This window comes from Pseudomonas sp. Z3-6, assembly GCF_051131985.1.
Lineage (GTDB): Bacteria > Pseudomonadota > Gammaproteobacteria > Pseudomonadales > Pseudomonadaceae > Aquipseudomonas > Aquipseudomonas zanjanensis.
In genome coordinates this window covers 4,787,117-4,810,814 of sequence record NZ_CP071644.1, presented here as the reverse complement: position 1 = coordinate 4,810,814, position 23,698 = coordinate 4,787,117, and the positions used below count along the sequence as shown (strand labels likewise).

General features: G+C 61.7%; 18 protein-coding genes. 10 read left to right on the top strand and 8 right to left on the bottom strand.

All coding sequences use genetic code 11. The features are described from left to right. Positions 1-70: 70 nt before the first annotated feature. The 3 genes from topA to J3P88_RS20765 all read left to right on the top strand — a co-directional run bounded on the left by topA (position 71) and on the right by J3P88_RS20765 (position 3,776). Positions 71-2,683: a type I DNA topoisomerase gene (topA, locus tag J3P88_RS20775; RefSeq protein ID WP_413794789.1), complete on the top strand. Its 2,613-nt coding sequence runs from the start codon at positions 71-73 to the stop codon at positions 2,681-2,683. A 228-nt stretch (positions 2,684-2,911) separates the two neighbouring features. After that, positions 2,912-3,436 carry a DUF6586 family protein gene (locus J3P88_RS20770; protein WP_434571364.1) on the top strand — a complete coding sequence of 175 codons (525 nt, stop codon included), beginning with the start codon at positions 2,912-2,914 and terminating at the stop codon, positions 3,434-3,436. A gap of 106 nt (positions 3,437-3,542) precedes the next feature. Continuing rightward, positions 3,543-3,776, top strand: coding sequence for a hypothetical protein (locus J3P88_RS20765; protein WP_003183419.1), 234 nt, complete (start codon positions 3,543-3,545; stop codon positions 3,774-3,776). Positions 3,777-3,847: 71 nt separating this feature from the next. Here the strand turns inward: J3P88_RS20765 and sulA are convergent, their stop codons facing one another. Both sulA and lexA read right to left on the bottom strand, forming a co-directional pair. After that, positions 3,848-4,321 (bottom strand): SOS-induced cell division inhibitor SulA, encoded by a 474-nt coding sequence (sulA, locus tag J3P88_RS20760; RefSeq protein ID WP_003199648.1) that lies wholly within the window; start codon positions 4,319-4,321, stop codon positions 3,848-3,850. A 10-nt stretch (positions 4,322-4,331) separates the two neighbouring features. Continuing rightward, positions 4,332-4,940 (bottom strand): transcriptional repressor LexA, encoded by a 609-nt coding sequence (gene lexA, locus J3P88_RS20755; RefSeq protein WP_003199651.1) that lies wholly within the window; start codon positions 4,938-4,940, stop codon positions 4,332-4,334. A 241-nt stretch (positions 4,941-5,181) separates the two neighbouring features. Between lexA and J3P88_RS20750 the strand changes: the two genes are divergently transcribed. Together J3P88_RS20750 and nagZ are read left to right on the top strand one after the other, a co-directional pair. Continuing rightward, complete coding sequence (locus J3P88_RS20750) at positions 5,182-5,889, top strand: TetR/AcrR family transcriptional regulator (protein ID WP_013692622.1); 708 nt, start codon at positions 5,182-5,184, stop codon at positions 5,887-5,889. A gap of 183 nt (positions 5,890-6,072) precedes the next feature. Beyond that, the gene (nagZ, locus tag J3P88_RS20745) at positions 6,073-7,071 is read left to right on the top strand and encodes a beta-N-acetylhexosaminidase (RefSeq protein WP_434576569.1); all 999 of its coding nucleotides are present in this window, start codon (positions 6,073-6,075) and stop codon (positions 7,069-7,071) included. A gap of 319 nt (positions 7,072-7,390) precedes the next feature. Here the strand turns inward: nagZ and J3P88_RS20740 are convergent, their stop codons facing one another. The 3 genes from J3P88_RS20740 to mfd are packed head-to-tail and all read right to left on the bottom strand — an operon-like array spanning position 7,391 to position 14,122. Then, a complete protein-coding gene (locus J3P88_RS20740; protein ID WP_434571361.1) occupies positions 7,391-10,084 on the bottom strand; it encodes a DEAD/DEAH box helicase in 2,694 nt (897 codons plus the stop codon). An 11-nt stretch (positions 10,085-10,095) separates the two neighbouring features. Beyond that, a complete protein-coding gene (locus J3P88_RS20735) occupies positions 10,096-10,662 on the bottom strand; it encodes a CsiV family protein (RefSeq protein ID WP_186705225.1) in 567 nt (188 codons plus the stop codon). 10 nt (positions 10,663-10,672) lie between these two features. Further along, positions 10,673-14,122, bottom strand: coding sequence for a transcription-repair coupling factor (gene mfd / locus J3P88_RS20730; RefSeq protein WP_434571356.1), 3,450 nt, complete (start codon positions 14,120-14,122; stop codon positions 10,673-10,675). Between the two features lie 168 nt (positions 14,123-14,290). Between mfd and J3P88_RS20725 the strand changes: the two genes are divergently transcribed. Further along, complete coding sequence (locus tag J3P88_RS20725) at positions 14,291-15,754, top strand: glyceraldehyde-3-phosphate dehydrogenase (protein WP_186705223.1); 1,464 nt, start codon at positions 14,291-14,293, stop codon at positions 15,752-15,754. 183 nt (positions 15,755-15,937) lie between these two features. Here J3P88_RS20725 and J3P88_RS20720 read toward each other — a convergent pair whose 3' ends face one another. Next, positions 15,938-17,236, bottom strand: coding sequence for an MFS transporter (locus J3P88_RS20720; RefSeq protein WP_434571354.1), 1,299 nt, complete (start codon positions 17,234-17,236; stop codon positions 15,938-15,940). A 248-nt stretch (positions 17,237-17,484) separates the two neighbouring features. Between J3P88_RS20720 and J3P88_RS20715 the strand changes: the two genes are divergently transcribed. Then, positions 17,485-18,534 carry an FAD:protein FMN transferase gene (locus J3P88_RS20715; protein ID WP_434571352.1) on the top strand — a complete coding sequence of 350 codons (1,050 nt, stop codon included), beginning with the start codon at positions 17,485-17,487 and terminating at the stop codon, positions 18,532-18,534. 356 nt (positions 18,535-18,890) lie between these two features. Beyond that, positions 18,891-20,285 carry a Si-specific NAD(P)(+) transhydrogenase gene (gene sthA, locus J3P88_RS20710; RefSeq protein WP_003183399.1) on the top strand — a complete coding sequence of 465 codons (1,395 nt, stop codon included), beginning with the start codon at positions 18,891-18,893 and terminating at the stop codon, positions 20,283-20,285. Positions 20,286-20,327: 42 nt separating this feature from the next. On the opposite strand, the gene J3P88_RS20705 is transcribed toward sthA, so the two are convergent. Both J3P88_RS20705 and J3P88_RS20700 read right to left on the bottom strand, forming a co-directional pair. Then, positions 20,328-21,050, bottom strand: a complete 723-nt coding sequence (locus tag J3P88_RS20705) for a glycerophosphodiester phosphodiesterase (protein WP_053120741.1) — start codon at positions 21,048-21,050, stop codon at positions 20,328-20,330. Beyond that, positions 21,047-21,643 (bottom strand): PilZ domain-containing protein, encoded by a 597-nt coding sequence (locus tag J3P88_RS20700; RefSeq protein WP_186705220.1) that lies wholly within the window; start codon positions 21,641-21,643, stop codon positions 21,047-21,049. The genes J3P88_RS20705 and J3P88_RS20700 overlap by 4 nt, the downstream gene beginning before the upstream one ends. Before the next feature lie 94 nt (positions 21,644-21,737). Between J3P88_RS20700 and J3P88_RS20695 the strand changes: the two genes are divergently transcribed. Both J3P88_RS20695 and lolD read left to right on the top strand, forming a co-directional pair. After that, positions 21,738-22,988 carry a lipoprotein-releasing ABC transporter permease subunit gene (locus tag J3P88_RS20695; protein WP_207961301.1) on the top strand — a complete coding sequence of 417 codons (1,251 nt, stop codon included), beginning with the start codon at positions 21,738-21,740 and terminating at the stop codon, positions 22,986-22,988. A 7-nt stretch (positions 22,989-22,995) separates the two neighbouring features. Then, complete coding sequence (gene lolD, locus J3P88_RS20690) at positions 22,996-23,679, top strand: lipoprotein-releasing ABC transporter ATP-binding protein LolD (protein ID WP_162843734.1); 684 nt, start codon at positions 22,996-22,998, stop codon at positions 23,677-23,679. Positions 23,680-23,698 lie beyond the last annotated feature (19 nt).

The window sequence follows — 23,698 nt, the reverse complement described above, 5'->3', positions numbered from 1 at the left end:
CTATATATAGCGGTGCCGCGTCAGGCGCCAACCGCCTTTCACTTTTTAGAATTCAGGAATTTTCTGATCCATGGGCAAATCGCTGGTCATTGTGGAATCCCCGGCTAAGGCCAAGACCATCAACAAGTATCTGGGCAACCAATACGTGGTGAAGTCGAGTATCGGCCATATCCGAGACCTGCCCACCAGCGGTTCGGCTAGCGCCAGTAAGGAGCCAGCCGCCAAGCGCGGCAAGGCTGCTGCCGGTGAAGCGCCGGCGCTGTCGCCGAAAGACAAGGCGCGCAAGCAGCTGGTCTCACGCATGGGGGTCGATCCGGAACACGGCTGGAAAGCCAAGTACGAGATCCTCCCAGGCAAGGAAAAGGTCATCGAAGAACTGCGTCGGCTCGCCAAGGATGCCGACACCATCTATCTCGCGACGGACTTGGACCGCGAAGGGGAAGCCATTGCCTGGCACCTGCGCGAAGCCATTGGTGGGGATGACAGCCGCTACAAGCGCGTGGTGTTCAACGAAATCACCAAGAAGGCCATCCAGGAAGCCTTCTCCCAGCCGGGCGAACTGGATATCGACCGGGTCAACGCCCAACAGGCGCGGCGTTTCCTCGACCGTGTGGTGGGCTACATGGTTTCGCCGCTGCTGTGGGCCAAGATCGCCCGCGGCCTGTCGGCTGGTCGCGTGCAGTCGGTGGCCGTGAAGCTGGTGGTGGAGCGCGAGCGGGAAATCCGGGCGTTCATCCCTGAAGAGTACTGGGAAGTCCACGCCGACCTCGGCACTGCCAAGGGCGCGACTGTGCGCTTCGACGTGGCCCGCGAGAAGGGTGAAGCCTTCAAACCGCTCAACGAAGCCCAGGCCATGGCGGCGCTGGAGAAGCTCAAGGCGTCCAGCTATAGCATCGTCAAGCGTGAAGACAAACCGACCAGCAGCAAGCCGTCGGCGCCGTTCATCACCTCCACGCTGCAACAGGCCGCGAGCAATCGCCTGGGCTTTGGCGTGAAGAAAACCATGATGATGGCCCAGCGTTTGTACGAAGCCGGCTACATCACTTACATGCGTACCGACTCGACGAACCTGTCGGCCGATGCCGTGGCGATGGCGCGCACTTATATAGAAAGCGAGTTCGGCAAGAAGTACCTGCCGGACACGCCGAACGTCTACAGCAGCAAGGAAGGCGCGCAGGAGGCTCACGAAGCGATTCGTCCGTCCGATGCCAACACCGAGCCAAGCAAGCTGTCGGGCATGGAGCGCGATGCCGAGCGTCTCTACGAGCTGATCTGGCGCCAGTTCCTGGCCTGCCAGATGCTGCCGGCGCAATACCTGTCCACCACGGTCAGCGTCGGTGCCGGCGACTTCGAGCTGCGCGCCAAGGGGCGCATCCTGAAGTTCGACGGCTACACCCGCGTCATGCCGCAAATCACCAAGCCTGGGGATGACGATGTCCTGCCGGACATGGCCCAGGGCGACGTGATGAAGCTGATCAAGCTCGATCCGACCCAGCACTTCACCAAGCCGCCGGCCCGTTACTCCGAAGCCAGCCTGGTCAAGGAAATGGAAAAACGCGGCATCGGCCGTCCTTCGACCTACGCCGCGATCATCTCCACCATCCAGGACCGCGGTTATGTGGCGCTGCACAACCGTCGTTTCTATTCGGAAAAGATGGGGGACATCGTCACCGAGCGTCTGTCCGAGAGCTTCTCGAACCTGATGGACTACGGCTTCACCGCCGGCATGGAAGAAAACCTCGACGATGTGGCTCAGGGCGAACGGGACTGGAAAAATGTCCTCGACGAATTCTATGGCGACTTCAAGAAAAAACTCGAAGTAGCTGAAAGCCCTGACAGCGGCATGCGCGCCAACCAGCCGGTCATGACCGACATCCCGTGCCTGACCTGCGGGCGTCCGATGCAAATCCGTACCGCCTCGACTGGCGTGTTTCTCGGTTGCTCGGGCTACAGCCTGCCGCCCAAGGAGCGCTGCAAGGCTACCGTCAACCTGGTGCCGGGCGACGAAATCGCTGCGGACGACGAGGGTGAGTCGGAATCCCTGGTACTGCGCGGCAAGCATCGCTGCCCGATCTGCAGCACGGCGATGGATGCCTACCTGCTGGATGAAAAGCGCAAGCTGCACATCTGCGGTAACAACCCGGACTGCGCCGGCTACGAGATTGAAGAGGGCACTTATCGCATCAAGGGCTACGAAGGCCCGAGCCTGGAATGCGACAAGTGCGGCAGCGAGATGCAGCTCAAGACCGGCCGTTTCGGCAAGTTCTTCGGTTGCACCAACCCGACCTGCAAGAACACCCGAAAACTGCTCAAGAGCGGGGACGCGGCGCCGCCGAAGATGGACCCGGTGAAGATGCCTGAGCTCAAATGCGAGAAGGTCAACGACACCTACATCCTGCGTGACGGCGCCTCCGGCCTGTTCCTGGCAGCCAGCCAGTTCCCGAAAAACCGTGAGACCCGTGCGCCATTGGTGATGGAGATCGTGCCGCATAAGGACGAGATCGATCCGAAGTACCATTTCCTCTGTGAAGCACCGCAGAAGGATCCGGAAGGGCGTCCGGCGGTCATTCGCTACAGCCGCAAGACCAAGGAGCAGTACGTGCAGACCGAAGTCGACGGCAAGCCGACCGGCTGGAAGGCCTATTACGACGGCGGTAAGTGGACGGTTGAAGACAAGCGTTGATTGAACGCCTGTTTAAGAAGGAGGGCTAAGCGAGGACCCCGTGGCGAGGGAGCTTGCTCCCACTGGGCGGCACAGCCGTCCTCGATAGGGCCCGACTGAACAAAAAGGCCACATGACAACCCATAGGTTTTCATGTGGCCTTTTTGTTTTTGGCTTGCAGTGGCCTTGGTTGATCCACGACACTGTCGCACTTGCGTGAAGCTTTCATTTCGTTGGGGAGATGCCGCCATGGCCCACGAACTCTATACCCGCACCAATCAGAAAATCTATTTCGCCGGTCTGTCGCTCGAAGCGCTCACCCGGGCCGAAGACGGGCGTGCGATGAATTCCCAGGCGCTGCTCCAGGCAGGGCGTGAGTCCGCGCTGTTTCACCTATACGGTGCGTTGTTGGGGTTATGCCATGAAATCGCTGGTTTCTATCGCCTGCCACAAGCGAATGCGCCGCGGGCCGAGCTGCTGTTGACCCGCGAAGTGCTGGAAACCATCGCCATCCCGGAAATGGCCGAAATGGTCGAGCTGGCACACAACCCGGAAACCTGGCTGGCAAAGCTGTTGGCGGCCCATGCGGCGCTGTTCGAGCCGCCACGAGCCCCGCGCAAGCCCAAGGGGGACGTGACCCAGCCGTTGATCGTCGCGGTCAATCTGGACGAGCAGGATCCCGAGCAGGAGCTGAGCCGGGAAGAGCTGGAGAGCTGGCGCCAGAACCTCAAGAGCTTGGCGATACGCTTTCGTGAAGGGTTGAACGAGTGCTGAGTTTCCCTTCGGCCCTTTACGTCCATTGATAACGCTTGGTCAAGATCCCGAGCGGAGCCTGGCCGATGACTATATAATCCTCGCCTTTCGTGGAGAACAGACTTTTATGCCTACGTCCTTTCTAGAAATTGTCGAACTTCCTGATGGCCGCATCGAGCTGCGCAGGGCAGAGGACGAGGGTTCTCTGGTTACCCTGAACTTCTCCGAAGATGCCAAGGTGTTCCTCCAAGGCCAACACGTCGAAGTCGCCAAGGCGATGCTGAGCGTGGGCGTCCAGATGGCCGGTCGCCTGGTTGAAGGCGAATTCAACAAGGAAGAGGGGCCGCGGGTCCTTCATTAATCCCGCCTGTCGGCTTTTTTGAAAAATGTGACTGACCGGCTTCTCTGTCTTGGAGAAGCCCCGCGTTTGTCTTACCCCAATCGAATATTCAGGCTTTGTGCGTCCCCGGTGCGGGCGGCGCTGATCAACTGTTGCCGTGCGGTCGCGGTCAATGGGTTGAGCCAACTGACCACAGTGTGGCTGCGGCCCAGGCGCAAGGCTTCGCAGGTCAACTGTTGGGCGCTCTGGGTGCCCCGTGGCTGCAGCAACAGGATGCGTTCACGGTTCAGGCCGGCATCCCGCAGCCAGGCCTGGGTAACGCTGGCCGGTGGCGCGATCAGCGTCAACCAGCGAGCATCCTGGTCCTGGCTGAGTTCTCGCAGAATCGGCGCCAGCAGGTTCAGGCAGTTTCCGGCCGCACCACGTAACGACAGTTCGCTGAAAGCCTCGGGTTCGACGCCCCAGGGCGACTCGATGACCTCTTTCAGGACTGGAACCAGCGGTTGGGCCATGAATGCCTCGAACAGCGGAAGTTGTGTGTGTTGTGGTGTGTGAGGGAACTGCATAAAGCCTCCTTTAGCGGCGAATGACGCCGACGCTCAAGCCTTCGATGACCAGGTCCTGGTCTTTCAGGTTCACTTCGATGGGGGCGAACTCAGGGTTCTCGGCAATGAGCCAGACCTTGCTGCCGTCGCGCTTGAAGCGCTTGACGGTCACTTCGTCGCCGATGCGCGCCACCACGATCTGGCCATTGCGGGCTTCGCGGGTGGTGTGGACGGCCAGGAGGTCACCGTCGAAGATACCGATGTCCTTCATGCTCATGCCGTGTACCCGAAGCAGGTAATCGGCCCGGGGATGGAAGAACGAAGGGTTGATATTGCAGGATTCCTCGACATGCTGCTGGGCGAGGATCGGTGCGCCTGCCGCGACCCGGCCAATGATCGGCAGGGTGGTTTCGTCGGCCTTGGCTTCGAAGCCAGGGATGCGAATGCCACGGGATGCGCCCGGGGTCATTTCGATCGCGCCCTTGCGCGCCAGCGCCTTGAGGTGTTCTTCAGCCGCGTTGGGCGACTTGAAACCCAGTTCCTGGGCGATTTCCGCGCGAGTCGGCGGGTAGCCGTTGTCTTCGAGGCAGCGTTTGATGAAGGCCAGAATCTCTGCTTGGCGTGGCGTCAGCTTTAGCATATTGATCGCTCTGTCTTTTTATACAGTGACTGGGATTATATACAGTAGACGCTGCTTGGCAATCCTCCTTTTTTCGCGGGCCGCTGGACGGTCGGTCGGCTTGTTGGTTGGGGCAGGGCTACCACCTGAGAAAAGGTGTGGTTAAATACGTGACCGACCGTTCGCAAAACGCCCCGGCAGGCTTGACAACCCCTAGGCTGAAACGTATGTTTCAAACAAGTGTTTGTCAGGCGGAGTAACCATGGCCCAGTCGGAAACCGTTGAACGCATTCTCGATGCTGCCGAGCAGTTGTTCGCGGAAAAAGGTTTCGCCGAAACCTCGTTGCGTCTGATCACCAGTAAGGCCGGGGTGAACCTGGCGGCGGTGAACTATCACTTCGGCTCGAAAAAAGCCTTGATCCAGGCGGTTTTCTCGCGGTTCCTCGGGCCTTTCTGCCTCAGCCTCGATCGCGAACTGGAGCGGCGCCAGGCCAAGCCCGACGTCAAGCCAACCCTGGAAGAGCTGCTGGAAATCCTGGTCGAGCAAGCCCTGGTCGTGCAACCGCGCAGCGGTAACGATCTGTCCATTTTCATGCGCCTGTTGGGCCTTGCGTTCAGCCAGAGCCAGGGCCACCTACGGCGTTACTTGGAAGACATGTACGGCAAGGTCTTCCGTCGCTACATGCTGCTGGTCAACGAAGCCGCACCGCGCATTCCGCCTATCGAGCTGTTCTGGCGGGTGCACTTCATGCTCGGCGCCGCTGCGTTCAGCATGTCCGGTATCAAAGCGCTGCGGGCCATCGCTGAAACCGATTTTGGTGTGAACACCTCCATCGAGCAGGTGATGCGCCTGATGGTGCCGTTCCTGGCAGCCGGCATGCGTGCCGAAAGTGGCGTCACCGATGAGGCCATGGCGGCCGCGCAACTGCGTCCACGCAGCAAATCGACGCCGGCGCTGGCCAAGGCTTGAGCGCACGGGTGGGCGTGGCTGCCTACATCCGCTAAGCTAACCGCCCATGCCGACTCTTGTTTCGAACCCGTTCCATTCTATATTTCATGACCGCGACCTGCCGGGCCTTGGGCCTGGCGGTGTGGTCGTGTCTGTGTCACCGCGCGGGTTCATCGTTATTAAGGAAATGCTATGACTGCTGGCCTGCAAGGCTCGTTGATGGTGGACGTCGCCGGTACCTGGCTGACGGCCGAAGATCGCCACCTGTTGCGCCAGCCCGAGGTAGGCGGCCTGATCATTTTTGCCCGCAATATCGAGCATCCACGTCAGGTGCGCGAATTGAGTGCGTCGATCCGCGCCATCCGTCCCGACCTTCTATTGGCGGTGGACCAGGAAGGCGGCCGTGTTCAACGGTTGCGCCAAGGATTTGTGCGGTTGCCGGCGATGCGGGCGATCGCCGAGAACCCGAACGCCGAGTACCTGGCCGAGCAGTGCGGCTGGATCATGGCCACCGAAGTGCTGGCGGTCGGTCTCGACCTGAGTTTTGCCCCGGTGCTGGACCTCGATTACCAGCGCAGCGCCGTCGTCGGCAGTCGTGCCTTCGAAGGTGACCCTGAACGCGCGGCGTTGCTGGCCGGTGCCTTCATCCGTGGCATGAGCGCCGCCGGGATGGCGGCCACTGGCAAGCATTTCCCGGGTCATGGTTGGGCCGAGGCTGATTCCCATGTGGCGATCCCGAACGATGAGCGCAGCCTCGAGCAGATTCGCGCCAGCGACCTGGTACCGTTCGCCAAGCTGAGCAAGCAACTGGCCGCGATCATGCCGGCCCACGTCATCTACCCGCAGGTTGATGCCAATCCAGCTGGTTTTTCCCGCCGCTGGTTGCAGGACATCCTGCGCGGCGAGTTGCAATTTGACGGTGTGATCTTCAGCGATGATTTGTCGATGGCCGGGGCTCATGTGGTCGGTGATGCCGCCAGTCGTATCGAGGCGGCCTTGACGGCGGGTTGCGACATGGGCCTGGTGTGTAACGATCGCGCCGCCGCGGAGCTGGCCCTGAGCGCTGCCCAACGCCTGAAGGTCAAGCCTTCGGCGCGGATCGCCCGCATGCGCGGCCAGGCCTGTGCCTCCACGGAATACCGCCAGGACCCACGCTGGCTGACGGCGCTCGGCGCACTGAGAGCTGCGCAGCTTATTGATTAGTAGGGGATTCTGGTTGGGTGAACGTTGCAACACTCCCCTGTGGGAGCGAGCCTGCTCGCGATGACGGCAACACAGTCAGCATCTAGGCCGGCTGAACCACCGCTATCGCGAGCAGGCTCGCTCCCACATTGGAAGTGTGGTGGACTCAGATTATGTGAACGCCACAACTTCCTGTGAGAGCCGAGCTTGCTCGCGATGATGGCTGCACAGTCAACATCTGCATCAACTGAACCACCGCTATCGCGAGCAAGCTCTGCTCCCACAGTGGCTCTGCGGTGAACACCAGGCTCAGGGACACCCAGGCTGAGTTGAGGGAGTGTCAGCGCTTCTCGAGCTTGTCCGGCAGCGGCGCGAACAACGCCTCGATATCGTCGCTCTGCAATTTCCAATCACCGGCCACGCGTCCATCCAGCACGCCAGCGGCGAGGTCGGATTTTTCCTTTTGCAGCAGCTGGATTTTCTCTTCCACCGTGCCTCGGGCTATCAGCTTGTAGACGAACACCGGTTTTTCCTGGCCGATGCGGTAGGCACGGTCGGTGGCCTGGTTTTCGGTGGCCGGGTTCCACCACGGGTCGTAGTGAATCACGGTGTCGGCCTCGGTCAGGTTCAGGCCTACACCACCGGCCTTCAGGCTGATCAAAAAGATCTGACGCTTGCCACTCTGGAATTCCTTGACGGGCGTGCGTCGATCCCGGGTCTGGCCGGTCAGGATGGCGTAGTCGACGCCGCGTTTCTTCAACTCATCTTCAATCAGCGCCAACATGGACGTGAACTGCGAAAACAGCAGCACCCGTCGCCCTTCTTCAAACAGCTCTTCGAGCATTTCCATCAGGCTGTCGAGCTTGCCTGAGGTGCTGCCTCGGGCGGGCACGGTGGCGTCGTTGATCAGGCGCAAGTCGCAACACACCTGGCGCAGCTTGAGCAGCGCTTCGAGGATGATGATCTGGCTGCGGGCCACGCCTTTGCGGGTGATCTCGTCGCGGACCTTCTTGTCCATCGCCAGGCGCATGGTTTCGTAGACGTCCCGCTGGGCGTCGCTGAGTTCGACCCAATGGATGATCTCGGTCTTGGGTGGCAACTCCGTCGCCACTTGTTCCTTGGTCCGGCGCAGCAGGAAAGGTTTTATCCGACCGTTGAGGTGCTGCAATCGTACGTCGCTGCCGCGCTTTTCGATCGGTACACGGTAATCGCGGTTGAAACTCTTGACGTCCCCGAGCCAGCCCGGCAACAGGAAGTGAAACAGCGACCACAATTCGCCCAGGTGATTTTCCAGGGGCGTACCGGACAGGCACAGCCGCTGGCGGGCGTTGAGCTCGCGGGCGGCCTGGGCGGCTTTGCTGGTGGGATTCTTGATGTACTGGGCTTCATCGAGGATCAGCACGTGAAGTGGCTGCGCTTTCAGGCGCTCGACGTCCTTGGGAAGCAGGGCATAAGTGGTGAGGATCAGGTCGTAATCCACCAGCCGTTCGAAATGTTTTTTGCGTCCCGCACCGTAAAGCGCCAGGACCTTGAGCTGCGGCGTGAAGTGGGACGCTTCGTCGAGCCAGTTGGGAATCAGGCTGGTCGGCATCACCACCATGCACGGCCGGTCGAGGCGACCGGCGTGTTTTTCGCTGAGAATGTGCGCCAGGGTCTGTAGGGTTTTGCCCAGGCCCATGTCGTCCGCGAGGATGCCGCCGACTTCCAGCTGTCGCAGCGACTGCATCCAGCTCAGGCCTTCGAGTTGATAAGGCCGCAGCGTCGCGTTCAGGCCTTCTGGCGCGGTGGCGGTGTAATCCTTGATGTCCCGCAGGCGTTGGGCCAGGCCGCGAATGTGTTCGCCGCCTTCCCAAGTCAATGGCATGTCCTGCAGCGGGTTCAGGCGCAAGGCGTCCGCGCTGTTGAGGCGCAGTTTGGTGGTGCCGGGCTCTTGCAGGTAAAACTCGCCCAGGGTCGCCAGCACCGGTTTCAGCCGGCCATAGGGCAGGGCCACTTGCTGCGGGCCGAATTCCGAGTTCGGGCGGTTGGGCAGGTTGACCAGGATCAGTTCATCGTCCCGGCGCCGGGCCAGGCGTTCCGGATTGAACAATTCGATGTGCGAGCGCATCAGGTTCAACAGGATCGGCAGCAGGCTCAGGCGTTCGCCATTGACGATGATCCCCAGTTCCAGGTCGAACCAGTCCCGCTCCGGCGTTTCCTCGACCGTGGCATACCACTCGTCCACCGCCGTCAGGTCAAAGCCGAAGTCCTCGTCGATCTGCAACTCCCAGCCCTGGGTGCGTAGTTTCGGCAGGTCGTTGAGGGTGAAGGTCAGCCAGGCGCTGTCGTTGACCATTTCGTACAGTTCGCCGGCGCTTTCCGGCAGGGCCTTGCTTTGTCGGGTCGCGACCTTGAAGCCGAGGATACGTAGTTGTTCGCGGTAGGACTGTTCCACATCGGTGTGGCGTTTTATCCGCAACGTCTGGGTTTCCTGGCGAATCAGCACGTCGGTGTTGCGCTGGCCGCTGACGTATTCATCCAGATAACTGAAGGACAGCGCGGCGCGGTGCTGGATGTAGCGCTGCATCTTGCCGTTGCGTGGCTCGAAGGCGCTGAACTCGATACTGGCCAGCCACAGGCGCGGCACCGGCTGCACGTTGTCCACCAGCACTTGTGGCGGGGCCTTGGGGCTGCGGTTGTCCAGCACCGCTTGGAGTTTCTCCAGCAGGAGGGCGTCCTTTTCGGCGGCCGGGTAGGCCAGGGTTTCCTGGACTTGCAGCAACACGGCCGCGCAGTGCTTGCAGTTGATGCGCACCGGGCAGGAGCACGCGGCTTCGAGCAGAATCAGCGTGCCCTTGGCTGACTCTTTAAGGCGAATGGTCTGACGGTAGACGCTGCCGCCAGAGCCTTCGCAGCTGGCGATGATGGTGCTGTCGCCGGCCTCGACGATCCTGACGCGGTTTTCCAGCGCATAACGGCGCCCGCGCTCCAGGCTCTGTTCCTTGAATCGATTGACCCAGGAAGGTGCCAGGGGTTTGCTCAGGGGCGAGGGCATAGGCGCGCCAATCAGTCCGGAATGACTTCAGGTGCCTGCCGAGGTGCGGGCGCAGTCAGCGAAGTGATCTTGATCAACAGGCCGAGGTGACCGTTATCGAGGAAGTTCAGTTGGCCATTCTTGGTATGGCTCTGCTGTTTGAGGCGCTCGCTGGCGGTGACCAGGCCATTGGCGTCGATCTGGTTGACCCAGAAATCGGCATCCACGTCGGTGAAACGCCCCAGTTTCAGTTCCAGGGTGCCCTCGATGGGAAACTGGCCGAACTGTTCAGTACCGTCGCTGATGGCGACTTTTCGGCCCTGTTCGCCGAGGGTCTGCTGCCAGGCTTTGTGCATCAATACGGTGTATTGGCCGCTGGCGGTGAGTTTCTCGACGACGTTGCCCAAGGCCGGCGTGCGCTGGCTGTCCGCGCCCAGGCGTTGCGCGCCGGCGTCCCAGTCTTCCGGTGCGGCGCGGCTGACAATCGCCGGCTCGGCGTTCTGGCGTACCAGGATCATTTCAACCTGATACAGGTCGTCGGCGAACGCCAGGGGAGCGACCAGGGTCAACAACAAGGTCAATGAGCGAAACAGGCGCATGGGGCGTCCTTCAAGCAGTGGTCGGAGTGAGGCGCTCGAACAGCGCCTCTACGGTATTGAAACGCTCTTCCGCGCGTTCCATGGGCACCATGAATTTGAACATCGTGGCGCCTTCGAACTTGTAGCGTTTGGGCTGGCCCTGGATCAACTTGATCAGCACCAGTGGGTCGACCGGCGTCTGGGCCTCGAACTCGATCCGGCCGCCATTGGGGCCGCCATCGACTTTCTTGATGCCCAGTTGCTCGGCCTTGAGCTTGAGCAGCGTGGTGCGCACCAGGTTCTTGGTCGGTTCCGGCAGCAGGCCGAAGCGGTCGATCATCTCCACTTGCAGGTCCTTGAGGCCTTCCTCGTCGCTGGCCGAGGCGATGCGTTTGTAGAGGATCAGCCGTGCGTGGACGTCCGGCAGGTAGTCTTCCGGGATCAGTGCCGGTACTCGAAGGTTGATTTCCGGCCCGCCGCCCAGGGGTTGGTCGAGGTTCGGCTGCTCGCCCTTGCGGATCGACTTGACGGCGCGTTCGAGCATCTCCATGTACAGCGTGAAGCCGACGGCCTGGATCTGGCCGCTCTGGCCGTCGCCGAGCAATTCGCCGGCGCCGCGGATTTCCAGGTCGTTGGTGGCCAGCACGAAACCGGCGCCGAGGTCCTGGGTGTTGGCGATGGCTTCCAGGCGTTTTTCCGCATCCGGGGTAATTTGCTGGCGCGGTGGCGTCAACAGGTAGGCATAGGCCTGGTGGTGGCTACGACCGACCCGGCCGCGCAACTGGTGCAGTTGGGCCAGGCCGAATTTGTCGGCGCGCTCGATGATGATGGTATTGGCGCTCGGCACGTCGATGCCGGTCTCGATGATGGTCGAGGCGATCAGCACGTTGAAGCGCTTGTGGTAGAAATCGCTCATCACCTGTTCGAGTTCACGCTCGCGCATCTGTCCGTGGCCGATGCCGATGCGCGCTTCCGGCACCAGCTCGGCCAGGTCGGCGGCACATTTCTCGATGGTCTTCACGTCATTGTGCAGGTAATAGACCTGGCCGCCGCGCAGCAGCTCACGCAGCAGGGCTTCCTTGACCGTGCTTTTGTTCTGCTCCATGACAAAGGTGCGCACCGACAGGCGCCGGGCCGGCGGCGTGGCGATGATCGACAGGTCGCGCATGCCCGACACCGCCATGTTCAACGTACGCGGGATCGGCGTGGCGGTCAGGGTCAGGATGTCGACCTCGCTGCGCAGGGCCTTGAGCTGTTCCTTCTGGCGCACGCCAAAACGGTGCTCTTCGTCGATGATCACCAGCCCCAGGTTCTTGATCTTCACGTCGTCCTGCAGCAGCTTGTGCGTGCCGATGACGATGTCGATCTTGCCCTCGGCCAGGTCGGCCACGGCGGCGTTCACTTCCTTGGTGGATTTGAAGCGACTCATCACTTCCACGGTCACTGGCCAGTCGGCGAAGCGGTCGCGGAAACTGTTGTAGTGCTGCTGGGCAAGCAGGGTGGTCGGGACCAGGATCGCCACCTGCTTGCCGCCATGCACGGCAATGAACGCGGCGCGCATCGCCACTTCGGTCTTGCCGAAGCCCACGTCGCCACACACCAGTCGGTCCATGGGCTTGGGGGCGAGCATGTCGGCGCGCACGGCTTCGATGGTGGTCTGTTGGTCGACGGTTTCTTCGAAGGGGAAGCCGGCACTGAAGGTTTCGTAGTCGGCTTTCGGATCGGCGAAGGCGTAACCCTCGCGAGCCGCGCGACGGGCGTAGATGTCCAGCAGTTCGGCAGCCACGTCGCGCACCTGTTCGGCCGCCTTGCGCTTGGCTTTCTGCCAGGTTTCCGAGCCCAGGCGATGCAGCGGGGCCAGGGCGTCGTCGCTGCCGGTATAACGAGCGATCAGGTGCAGGTTCGCCACCGGCACGTAGAGCTTGGCGCCCTCGGCGTACTCAAGGGTCAGGAACTCGGCGGCCTGGTTGTCGATTTCCAGCGTCGCCAGGCCCAGGTAGCGGCCCACGCCGTGGTCGATGTGCACCACGGGCGCGCCTTCGCGCAGCTCGGTGAGGTTCTTGATGACGGCGTCGTTGGCGGCGTCGGCGCGTTTCTCGCGACGGCGGCGCTGCATGACCCGCTGGCCGAACAAAGGGCTTTCGGCCACCAGCGCCAAGGCTGGCGCATCCAGGACCAGGCCGTCGTTCAGCGGCGCGATGGTGATCGCCAGGCGATCCTTGCCGGCAACGAAGTCCGACCAGCTGTCGACAGTCTTCGGTCGCAGCTTCAAACGTTCGAGCAGTTCCAGCAGCACTTCGCGACGTCCCGCGGATTCGGCGGTGAACAGTACGCGGCCGGGGAATGCATCGAGGAAACCCGCCAGCGCCGCCAGCGGCTGCGTGGCCTTGGCTTCGATGGCCAGGTCCGGCAATGCCTTGGCCGGGAAGCGTTCACGACCGACGCCGGTTTCCACGTCCTGCTGGCTCGCCACCACGCGCGGCCAACTCTTGAGACGGGCAAAGCAATCTTCCACCGGCAGGAACAGCTCGGCTGGCGGCAATAGAGGCCGGGACGGATCGACGCGACGCTCTTCGTAGCGGTTGCGCACATCGTTCCAGAAATTTTCCGCCGCTTGCTCGATGCCCGGCAGGGAAAACACCTGGGTGTCCTGGGGCAAGTAATCGAACAGGGTGGAGGTTTCTTCGAAAAACAGCGGCAGGTAGTACTCGATACCGGCGGGCGTGATCCCGCTGCTCAGGTCCTGGAAGATCGGGCAACGCCGGAAATCCACATCGAAGCGTTCGCGAAAGCGCGCCTTGAAGCGGGTCACGGCGTCTTTCTGCAACGGGAATTCCTTGGCGGGCAACAGGCGGATCGACTGCACTTTGTCGATGGAGCGCTGGTTTTCCGGGTCGAAGGTGCGCAGCGTCTCGATTTCGTCATCGAACAGGTCGATGCGATACGGCAGTTTGCTGCCCATCGGGAACAGGTCGATCAAGGCGCCACGCACCGCGAACTCGCCGTGCTCATACACCGTGTCGACGCACCGATAGCCACTGGCCTCGAGGCGGGTGCGCATTTGCTCGACGTCGAGCTTCTGGCCGATGTCTAGCACCAGGCTGCTGCCGAGCAAAAATTGGGTCGGGGCCAGGCGATGTAGGGCTGTGGTGATCGGCACTACCAAAACGCCATGACTGAGCTCCGGCAGCCGATAAAGGCTGGCGATTCGCTGGGAAATGATGTCCTGGTGCGGCGAAAACAGATCGTAGGGCAGAGTTTCCCAGTCCGGAAAATGCAAGACCGGCAAATCCGGCGCGAAGAAACTCAGCTCCTGTTCCAGCCGTTCGGCGCTTTGGCTGTCGGCGGTCAGTAGCAGGGTGAAACGCTTTGCAGCGCTGGCAGCCTCGGCGATGGCCAGGCTCAGGGCGGCACCGGGCAGGTTGCCCCAGTGCTGTTTACCTGCCGCGGCAGGGAGAAGCGGAAGACGCAGAACGGGCACGGAAGATTGAGCTCCAGCATTGCGACAAAGTCGACAATTGTAGCGGGGGAAGGGGGCTGCTGTCAGTCGCAGACTACCCAGGCAGGCAGGAAAACCACGGCGCGACGGGCGCGCATTGCTCCGCAGAGGACTCGGCGGCATAATGTAGCCCCTTTTTTCAGCCCCTACATGTGGAAGGTTACCGTGACTCAGAAGCCCGACCAGTGTCTTGGTGAATGGATTGATCGTGAAGCGCTCGCCGAAGCGATGATCCCTCTCATCGGTCAGCTCTACCGCAATAACAACGTGGTGAGCTCGATCTATGGCCGCAGCCTGATCAACCAGTCTGTCATCGCGATCCTCAAAGCCCACCGCTTTGCGCGCCACCGTTCTTCCGACGACAGCGAACTCTCCGTCCACGAAACATTCCCTCTGCTCAAGGCCATGAGCGAGCTCAAGCTCGGCGCGGCTTCGGTGGACCTGGGCAAGTTGGCATTCAAATTCCGCAACGAAGGCAATGGCCGTAGCGCCGAGCAATTCGTACGTGAAGAGATGGCTGATGTGGTTGGCCAGCAGAACGTTTCGGCTCGCAAAGGCACTGACGTGGTCCTGTACGGCTTCGGTCGTATCGGCCGTCTGCTGGCGCGCATCCTGATCGAAAAAACCGGTGGTGGCGACGGCCTGCGCCTGCGGGCCATCGTGGTGCGCAAGGGCGCCGAGAACGACCTGACCAAGCGCGCCAGCCTGCTGCGTCGCGATTCGGTCCATGGTTCGTTCAACGGCACCATCACCATCGACGAAGAAAACAACACCATCACCGCCAACGGTAACCTGATCCAGGTGATCTACGCGAAGAACCCGACCGAGGTGGATTACACCCAGTACGGCATCAAGGACGCACTGCTGGTGGACAACACCGGTGTATGGCGTGACGCCGACGGCCTGGGCCAGCACCTGGCCTGCCCGGGTGTCGACCGCGTTGTCCTGACCGCGCCTGGCAAGGGCAAGCTGAAGAACATCGTTCACGGCATCAACCACGGCGAAATCACCGCCGACGACAAGATCGTCTCCGCCGCCTCTTGCACCACCAACGCCATCGTGCCGGTGCTCAAGGCCGTGAACGACAAGTTCGGTATCGTCAACGGTCACGTCGAAACGGTTCACTCGTACACCAACGACCAGAACCTGATCGACAACTTCCACAAGGGCGATCGCCGTGGCCGCAGCGCCGCGCTGAACATGGTCATCACCGAGACCGGTGCCGCCACCGCCGCCGCCAAGGCCCTGCCTGAACTGGCCGGCAAGCTGACCGGCAACGCGATCCGCGTACCGACGCCGAACGTGTCGATGGCCATTCTCAACCTGAACCTTGAGAAAGCCGCTACCCGTGAAGAGATGAACGAGTACCTGCGCTACATGGCGCTGCACTCCGACCTGCATAAGCAGATCGACTTCGTCAATTCCCAGGAAGTGGTGTCCACCGACTTCGTGGGCTCGCGCCACGCCGGTGTGGTGGACGCTGAAGCCACCATCAGCCAAGATAACCGCGTGGTGTTGTACGTCTGGTACGACAACGAATTCGGTTACAGCTGCCAGGTGGTTCGCGTGATGGAAGACATGGCCGGGGTAAACCCGCCAGCGTTCCCGCGCTAAGCGTTAGCCGCTTGTGAAAACGCCCCGACTTGTCGGGGCGTTTTTTTGTCTGGAGTTTGTGGTGCCTGGGCTGGCCTCTTCGCGAGCAGGCTCGCTCCCACGCTTTACCGCATGCATCCGCAACTACTCGGTCCAATGTGGGAGCGAGCCTGCTCCGGGCGGCGATCCGACGAAGGCAATCTATCAGGCACCGCTTATGACGGAAGCCTGCGCCGTCCGCAATTCATGCCGATTACCCTTGAACAGCACCAGGGTGGCAATCAGCCCCAGCACTGCCGCCCCAGTGAGCCATATCCCCGGCGCGGCCTTGTTGTCGAGCACATGGATCAGGTAGGTACAGGCTGCCGGGGTAAACCCACCGAACGTTGCCGTCGCCAGGCTGTAGGCCAGGGAGAACCCGGTGGTGCGCACCTCGACCGGCATGATTTCCGTCAAGGCGACGACCATTGCACCGTTGTAGGATCCATACAGGAACGACAGCCACAGCTCGACGATCAACAAATGGCTGAAACTGGGGTTCGCCACCAGCCAGGACAGGGCCGGATAAGCGGTCAGGATCGCCAGGACAGTCGCACCGAGCAGCAGGGGTTTGCGTCCGATCTTGTCGGAAAACGCCCCCATCACTGGCAGCCAGAAAAAATTCGACAAGCCGATGCACACCGTGACCAGCAGCGCGTCCAGGTCCGACAGGTTCAACTCGGCCTTGCCGAAAGTCGGTGTGTAAGCCGTGATCAGGTAGAACGATACGGTGGTCATCACCACCAGCGCCATGCCGGCCAGGACGATGCCGAAGTTCTGACCGATTGAGCGGACAATTTCCGACAGGCTGGGACGGTGTTTTCTCGCTTGAAACTCAGGTGTTTCTTCCAGCGAACGACGGATCATGAAGATCGCCGGGACAATCATGCAACCCACCAGGAACGGTACGCGCCAGCCCCAATCCCCCATTTCCTGGGGGCTCAGCCAGTGATTGAGGCCAACCCCCAGCAGACCGGCAAACACCACGGCGGCCTGTTGGCTGGCCGATTGCCAACTGACAAAGAAGCCCTTGCGCCCCGGCGTGGAGATCTCCGCCAGGTAAACCGACACGCCACCCAATTCCACACCAGCGGAGAAACCTTGCAGCAAGCGGCCGAGCAGCACCAGCAAGGGCGCCGCCACGCCGAGGACGGCATAGCCCGGCACGCAGGCGATCAGTATGGTGCCCATGGCCATCAGCACCAGGGTGATGATCAAGCCTTTGCGACGGCCGTGGCGGTCGATGTAGGCACCGAGAAAAATCGCCCCCAGGGGGCGCATCAGGAACCCGGCACCGAACGTGGCCAGGGACAGCATCAGCGAGGCAAACGCACTGTCGGCGGGGAAGAACGTCTTGGCGATGGCCGTGGCGTAGAAGCCATAGACCATGAAGTCGAACATCTCCAGGAAGTTGCCGCTGACAACGCGAAAAATCGCCTTGCCGTTGCTTGTATTGGAAGGCATGGGTTGGTACTCACTCTGGTAAATCTTGTATGAAAGCGCTGCACCCCCTGTGGGAAGTCTTGTGAAGACCTGTGGGAGCCAATGGAGCCCTGTGGGAGCAAAGCTTGCTCGCGATGCAGACGATACGGTTCAACTGCAAGACCGCGTCATCGTTCATCGCGAGCAAGCTTTGCTCCCACAGGCTTCAACAGGTTCCCACAGGGCTCCATTGGCTCCCACAGGGTTTTTTGCACGCGCTGGCGTTCATAATGGCCGGCGCGGTTTTGAGAGGAGATGAAGATTTGTTAACTGGACGATGGATAGGCCTTGTGGTGCTGGCTGGCGTGTTGTCCGGTTGCGGCGGTGGCGACACCTTGGAGCGCTTCGACGGCCCGACCATGGGCAGTCACTATTCCATCCAGTACGTCAGGCCTCCCGCCGGGCCCGCTCCGAAAACGGTGCAGGCCGAGGTGGAAAACATCCTGGCCGAAGTGGATCGGCAATTCTCGACCTATCGCAGCGACTCGGACGTCGAGCGTTTCAATGCGCTGCCGGCCAACAGTTGCCAGGTCATGCCTGGCCCGGTCCTGGCGTTGATCCGCGTGGGCGAGCAATTGTCGGTCCAAAGCGATGGCTCCTTCGACCTGACGGTGGAGCCACTGTTGAACCTGTGGGGCTTCGGTCCCCAGTCCCGCACAGAGCAAGTGCCGAGCGCCGAGGCGCTGGCCGAGGTGCGCCAGCGCGTTGGCCACGAGCATCTGCGCATTGAGGGCGACCGGTTGTGCAAGGATGCGGCGGTGGAAGTCGACTTCAACAGTATCGCCGCCGGTCATGCCGTCGACCGCATCGCCGCCAGGCTCCAGGCCTTGGGCATCGACAGTTACCTGGCCGAAGCCACCGGTGAACTCAAGGCTGTCGGGCGTAAGCCTGATGGTTCGGCCTGGCGCATTGCCCTGGAAGAGCCTCGGGATGACCGGCAAGTGGCTGAGCGTATCATCGAGGTCAACGGCTACGGGGTTTCCACCTCGGGTGACTACCGTAAATATTTCGAGCAGGGCGGCCAGCGTTATTCCCACACCTTTGATGGGCGTACTGGTGCGCCGGTCCTACACAACCTGGCGTCCGTCACGGTGATTCATCCTTCGGCGATGATGGCCGATGGACTATCGACGCTGTTGCTGATTCTCGGTCCTGAACGGGGTTGGGACTATGCCCAGAAGCATGACATTGGGGTATTTTTCGTAGTGCGGGATGGGGAGCGTTTCGTCAGCCGCACCAACGACATCTTTGAACGGATGACCCGTGGAAAAACCCAATGACCACTGAAGCGGGATTACCGTGGCGAGGGAGCTTGCTCCCGCTTGAGTGCGAAGCGCTCACAAAAGGGGGGGCGCTACGCACCCCAGCGGGAGCAAGCTCCCTCGCCACAATGATTCAAGCGAGCTTGAGATGAGCGTCATGCAATGACAGCGCCCTGAAAGGTTACCTGTGGCGAAATAGCGCAGGCAAAACTAGCCTACGGCGCGACCAAGGGGTAATGTGCGCGGCGTTGACGCTTCTATAGACTGTGGCCGGGCTCGTGAACCGGCCCCAAATTGTTCCTTCATGCCGCAGGCCGGCATGATTTAGCCGTCGGTGCCAAGTGAGGCACTGCGGCCTGTTCTGAGGAGTACGCATGGCTGTCTACAACTACGACGTGGTGGTACTGGGCTCCGGCCCGGCGGGGGAAGGCGCGGCAATGAACGCGGCCAAGGCAGGGCGCAAGGTGGCGATGGTCGACAGCCGTCGGCAGGTCGGCGGCAACTGCACCCACTTGGGTACCATCCCGTCCAAGGCCTTGCGTCACTCGGTCCGGCAGATCATGCAGTTCAACACCAACCCGATGTTCCGGGCCATCGGCGAGCCGCGCTGGTTCTCCTTCCCGGACGTGCTCAAGAGCGCCGAGAAGGTTATCTCCAAGCAAGTGGCCTCGCGTACCGGCTACTACGCCCGCAACCGCGTAGACGTGTTCTTCGGCACCGGCAGCTTTGCCGATGAGCAGACGGTCGAGGTGGTCTGTGGCAACGGCGTGGTCGAGAAGCTGGTGGCCAAGCACATCATCATCGCCACCGGTTCGCGCCCGTATCGCCCCGCCGACATCGATTTCAACCATGCGCGGATCTACGATAGCGACACCATCCTGAGCCTGGGTCACACCCCGCGTAAGCTCATCGTCTACGGTGCCGGCGTGATCGGTTGCGAATATGCCTCGATCTTCAGCGGCCTGGGTGTGCTGGTGGAGTTGGTGGACAACCGCGGCCAGTTGCTCAGCTTCCTGGACTCGGAAATTTCCCAGGCCCTGAGCTATCACTTCAGCAACAACAACATCACCGTGCGCCACAACGAAGACTACGACCGCGTCGAAGGCGTCGACAATGGCGTCATCCTGCATCTCAAGTCTGGCAAGAAGATCAAGGCCGACGCCTTGCTCTGGTGTAACGGCCGTACCGGCAACACCGACACCCTGGGCCTGGAAAACATCGGCGTGAAGGTCAACAGCCGTGGCCAGATCGAAGTCGACGAGAACTACCGCACCTGCGTGCCGAACATCTACGGTGCCGGTGACGTGATCGGCTGGCCGAGCCTGGCCAGTGCCGCTCACGACCAGGGTCGTTCGGCCGCCGGCAGTATTGTCGACAATGGCAGCTGGCGCTTCGTCAACGACGTGCCGACCGGCATCTACACCATTCCGGAGATCAGCTCGATCGGCAAGAACGAGCAGGAGCTGACCCAGGCCAAGGTGCCGTACGAGGTGGGCAAGGCGTTCTTCAAGAGCATGGCGCGTGCGCAGATCGCCGGCGAGCCGCAAGGCATGCTGAAGATCCTGTTCCACCGCGAGACCCTGGAAGTGCTCGGCGTGCACTGCTTCGGCTACCAGGCATCGGAGATCGTGCACATCGGCCAGGCGATCATGAACCAGCCGGGCGAACTGAACACGCTGAAGTACTTCGTCAACACCACGTTCAACTACCCGACCATGGCCGAAGCCTATCGGGTAGCCGCCTACGACGGGCTCAACCGGCTTTTTTGAGCGGCTCCGGCCGGTGGCCTGAGCCGGCCGGGGAGACCGATTTCAGCAATTCTCGAGGGTGGCAGTGGCCAAACCGGGAAAGTCTGTAATCAGGCTGTCAGCGCCAAAGTCGGCGAGCCTGCGCATGAGCGCGGGCTCGTTGACGGTCCACACCGACACATGCAGCCCCTGGCGCTGCGCCTTGGCCAGGCGTTCCGGCGTGCACAGGGTCCAGTTCAGCGCCAGAATCTCGCAGCCGTAGCTCTGGGCGACCTTCAACGGGTCGAGCCAGGCGTATTCGGCCACCAGTCCACGGGAAATGTCCGGGGTCAGGTCCAAGGCCGCCTTGAGCACTTCCCGGGAACTGGAAGTGATGGTGATCTTGTCCAGCAGCCCGAAACGCTGGGCCATTTCGCGGATGCCCAGCACGGTGGCGGCGGCGCGGGTGCGTGAAGCGCTCTTGACCTCCAGTTGCCAATGCTCGAAATCACACTGCTCGAACAGCTCCTCCAAGCGCGGGATCGGGCACGGCTTGATCCATCCCGGGCCACCCTTGCGCGCATCGTAGGTCACCAGCTCGGCGGCGGAATGCTCCACCACCTTGCCGCGCCGGTCGGTGGTGCGCTTGAGGGTCGGGTCGTGGATCACCATCAACTCGCCGTCCATTGAAAGATGCAGGTCCAGCTCGCAACGGCGTACGCCGTGCTTGAGGCACTCCTGAAAACCGGTCAGGGTGTTTTCCGGCGCTTCGCCCTTGGCGCCGCGGTGGCCATAAATGAGGGTCACGGTTCTTCCTTATTGATGCCTGATTCGTTCAGTTCCCGGGCCAGGCGCCGTTCTTGCGCCTGTTTCTGCAGGATGTAGCGGGCCAGCAACTGGCGCTGGGCGTCGGTCGGGCGTTCGAACTCGGTGCCCACGTCGTAGCCGTCGCCCTTGGGGTCGCAGTGCGTGACCCGCGCCCGCAGCAGCAAGCCGAGGGCCTGGGGCATCAGCACCAGCTTGATCGACAGGTGCGCGCCGACGGCGATGGGGGTGGGGTATTGGAAGTCGATGCCGCCTTCGGAAATGATCACCGGCTGCGGATCGCCAATTTCGCCGAGCACCGTCAGGGCAATGACCTGGCTGAGCAGGTCGATGCGTTTGTTCATCGCCTTGAGGTACGCCGCGATGCTGCGTTCGCGCTCGCTGATCTGGCGCAGCAGGTGTTGCGACTCGAATTCGCTCAGGTGCAGTTCGCTGAGCAGATTGAACAATGGAGAAGCATCCTGCAACACTTCCTGGCCAGCAGCTTCAGGAATGGACAGGGGCCGAATTTCCAGTGCGATCGTGTCCTCGATACGGTAGTATTCGCGGCGATCTTCTTCATCTAATGTCGACATGGCGAACCCATGGTAGCGGCGGTGGTCTGAGTGTAAAGCTGGTTTGTGACCCCCGCCACAAGGACGTTCCTTTTCCCTCCGAACAAGCCCCGACATGTTCAGACCTCTCTTCGTATTTATCGGCACGCGTTATACCCGTGCAAAGCGTCGCAATCATTTCGTATCGTTCATTTCCCTGACCTCCATCATCGGTCTCGCCCTCGGCGTGGTCGTGATGATTGTCGTACTGTCGGTGATGAACGGCTTCGACCATGAGATGCGCACCCGCGTGCTGGGCATGGTGCCCCACGCGACCCTCGAAACCGGCGAAGCCATCAGCGATTGGCCAAGCCTGGCCGCCAAGGTCAAGCAGAACCCGCAGGTGCTGGCCGTGGCGCCCTTCACCCAGATGCAGGGGCTGCTGACCAACGACGGCAAGGTGTCCAAGGTCTTGCTCAACGGCATCGATCCCGGGCTGGAACGGCAGGTGTCGATCATCGACAACTTCATGAAGCAGGGCAAACTCGACGACCTGGCGCCGGGCAGCTTCGGCATCGTCATCGGCGACAAGGCCGCGGCGAAGCTCGGCGTGGCCATCGGCGACAAGCTGACGTTCGTGGCGCCGGAAGTCACCGTGACGCCGGGCGGCATGTTCCCGCGCATGAAGCGCTTTACCGTGGTCGGCATTTTCCATGTGGGCGCTGGCGAGTTGGACGGCTACCTCGGCGTGACCAATCTCCAGGATCTCGCCCGCCTGCATCGCTGGAAGCCGGATCAGGTGCAGGGCCTGCGCTTGAAGTTCGATGACCTGTTCCAGGCCCCTCGAGTGGCCTGGACCATCGCCCAGCAGCTTGGCGAAGACCGCTACTACGCCCGGGACTGGACCCGCACCCACGGCAACCTGTACCAGGCGATCCGCATGGAGAAAGCCATGATCGGCCTGCTGCTGTTGCTGATCGTCGCCGTGGCGGCGTTCAACATCATCTCCACGCTGGTGATGGTGGTGAACGACAAGAAGGGCGACATCGCCATCCTGCGTACCCTCGGTGCCACGCCGGGGCAGATCATGCGGATCTTCATGGTCCAGGGCACCGTCATCGGCGTCATCGGCACGTTCGTCGGCGCGTTGGTCGGCATGTTCGCCGCGCTGAATGTCAGCGCTGCGATCGCCGGCCTCGAAGGGCTGATCGGGCACAAGTTCCTCAACGCCGACGTGTACTTCATCGACTACCTGCCATCGCAGTTGCAGTCCGATGACGTGTTGATGGTCTGCGGCGCCGCGTTGGTCTTGAGTTTCCTCGCCACCCTGTATCCTGCCTGGCGTGCCGCGCGCACCCAGCCTGCGGAGGCGTTACGTTATGAGTGAGTCGGGCATGAGTGAAAAAGCAATCTTGAGCTGCCGCAACCTGGGCAAATCCTACGAGGAAGGCCCAGAGTCGGTGGTGGTGTTGTCGGGCCTGCAACTGGAGTTGCATCCGGGCGAGCGCGTGGCGATTGTCGGCACTTCCGGGTCGGGCAAAAGTACCTTGCTCAACCTGCTGGGCGGGCTGGATACGCCGACCGCTGGCAGCGTCTGGCTGGCCGGCGAGGAACTGTCGGCATTGAACGAGAAGGCCCGTGGCCTGCTGCGCAACCGTTCCCTGGGCTTTGTCTACCAGTTCCACCACCTGCTGCCCGAGTTCACCGCGCTGGAAAACGTCTGCATGCCGCTGTTGATCGGCCGCACGGCGATTCCCGAGGCTCGTCAGCGTGCCACGGCGTTGCTGGAGCGGGTAGGGTTGGGGCATCGCCTGGAGCACAAGCCAGCCGAACTGTCCGGTGGCGAGCGCCAGCGCGTGGCGATTGCCCGGGCCCTGGTCAACAAACCTGGCTTGGTGATGCTCGACGAGCCGACCGGCAACCTCGACTCCCACACCGCCCAAGGCATCCAGGACTTGATGCTGGAACTCAGCACCTCGATGCGCACGGCGTTCCTGGTGGTGACCCACGACATGAACCTGGCCCGCCAGATGGACCGCGTCCTGCATTTGCAGGAAGGTTGCCTGACCCCCATCTGACCGACCGAAACCCGGCACT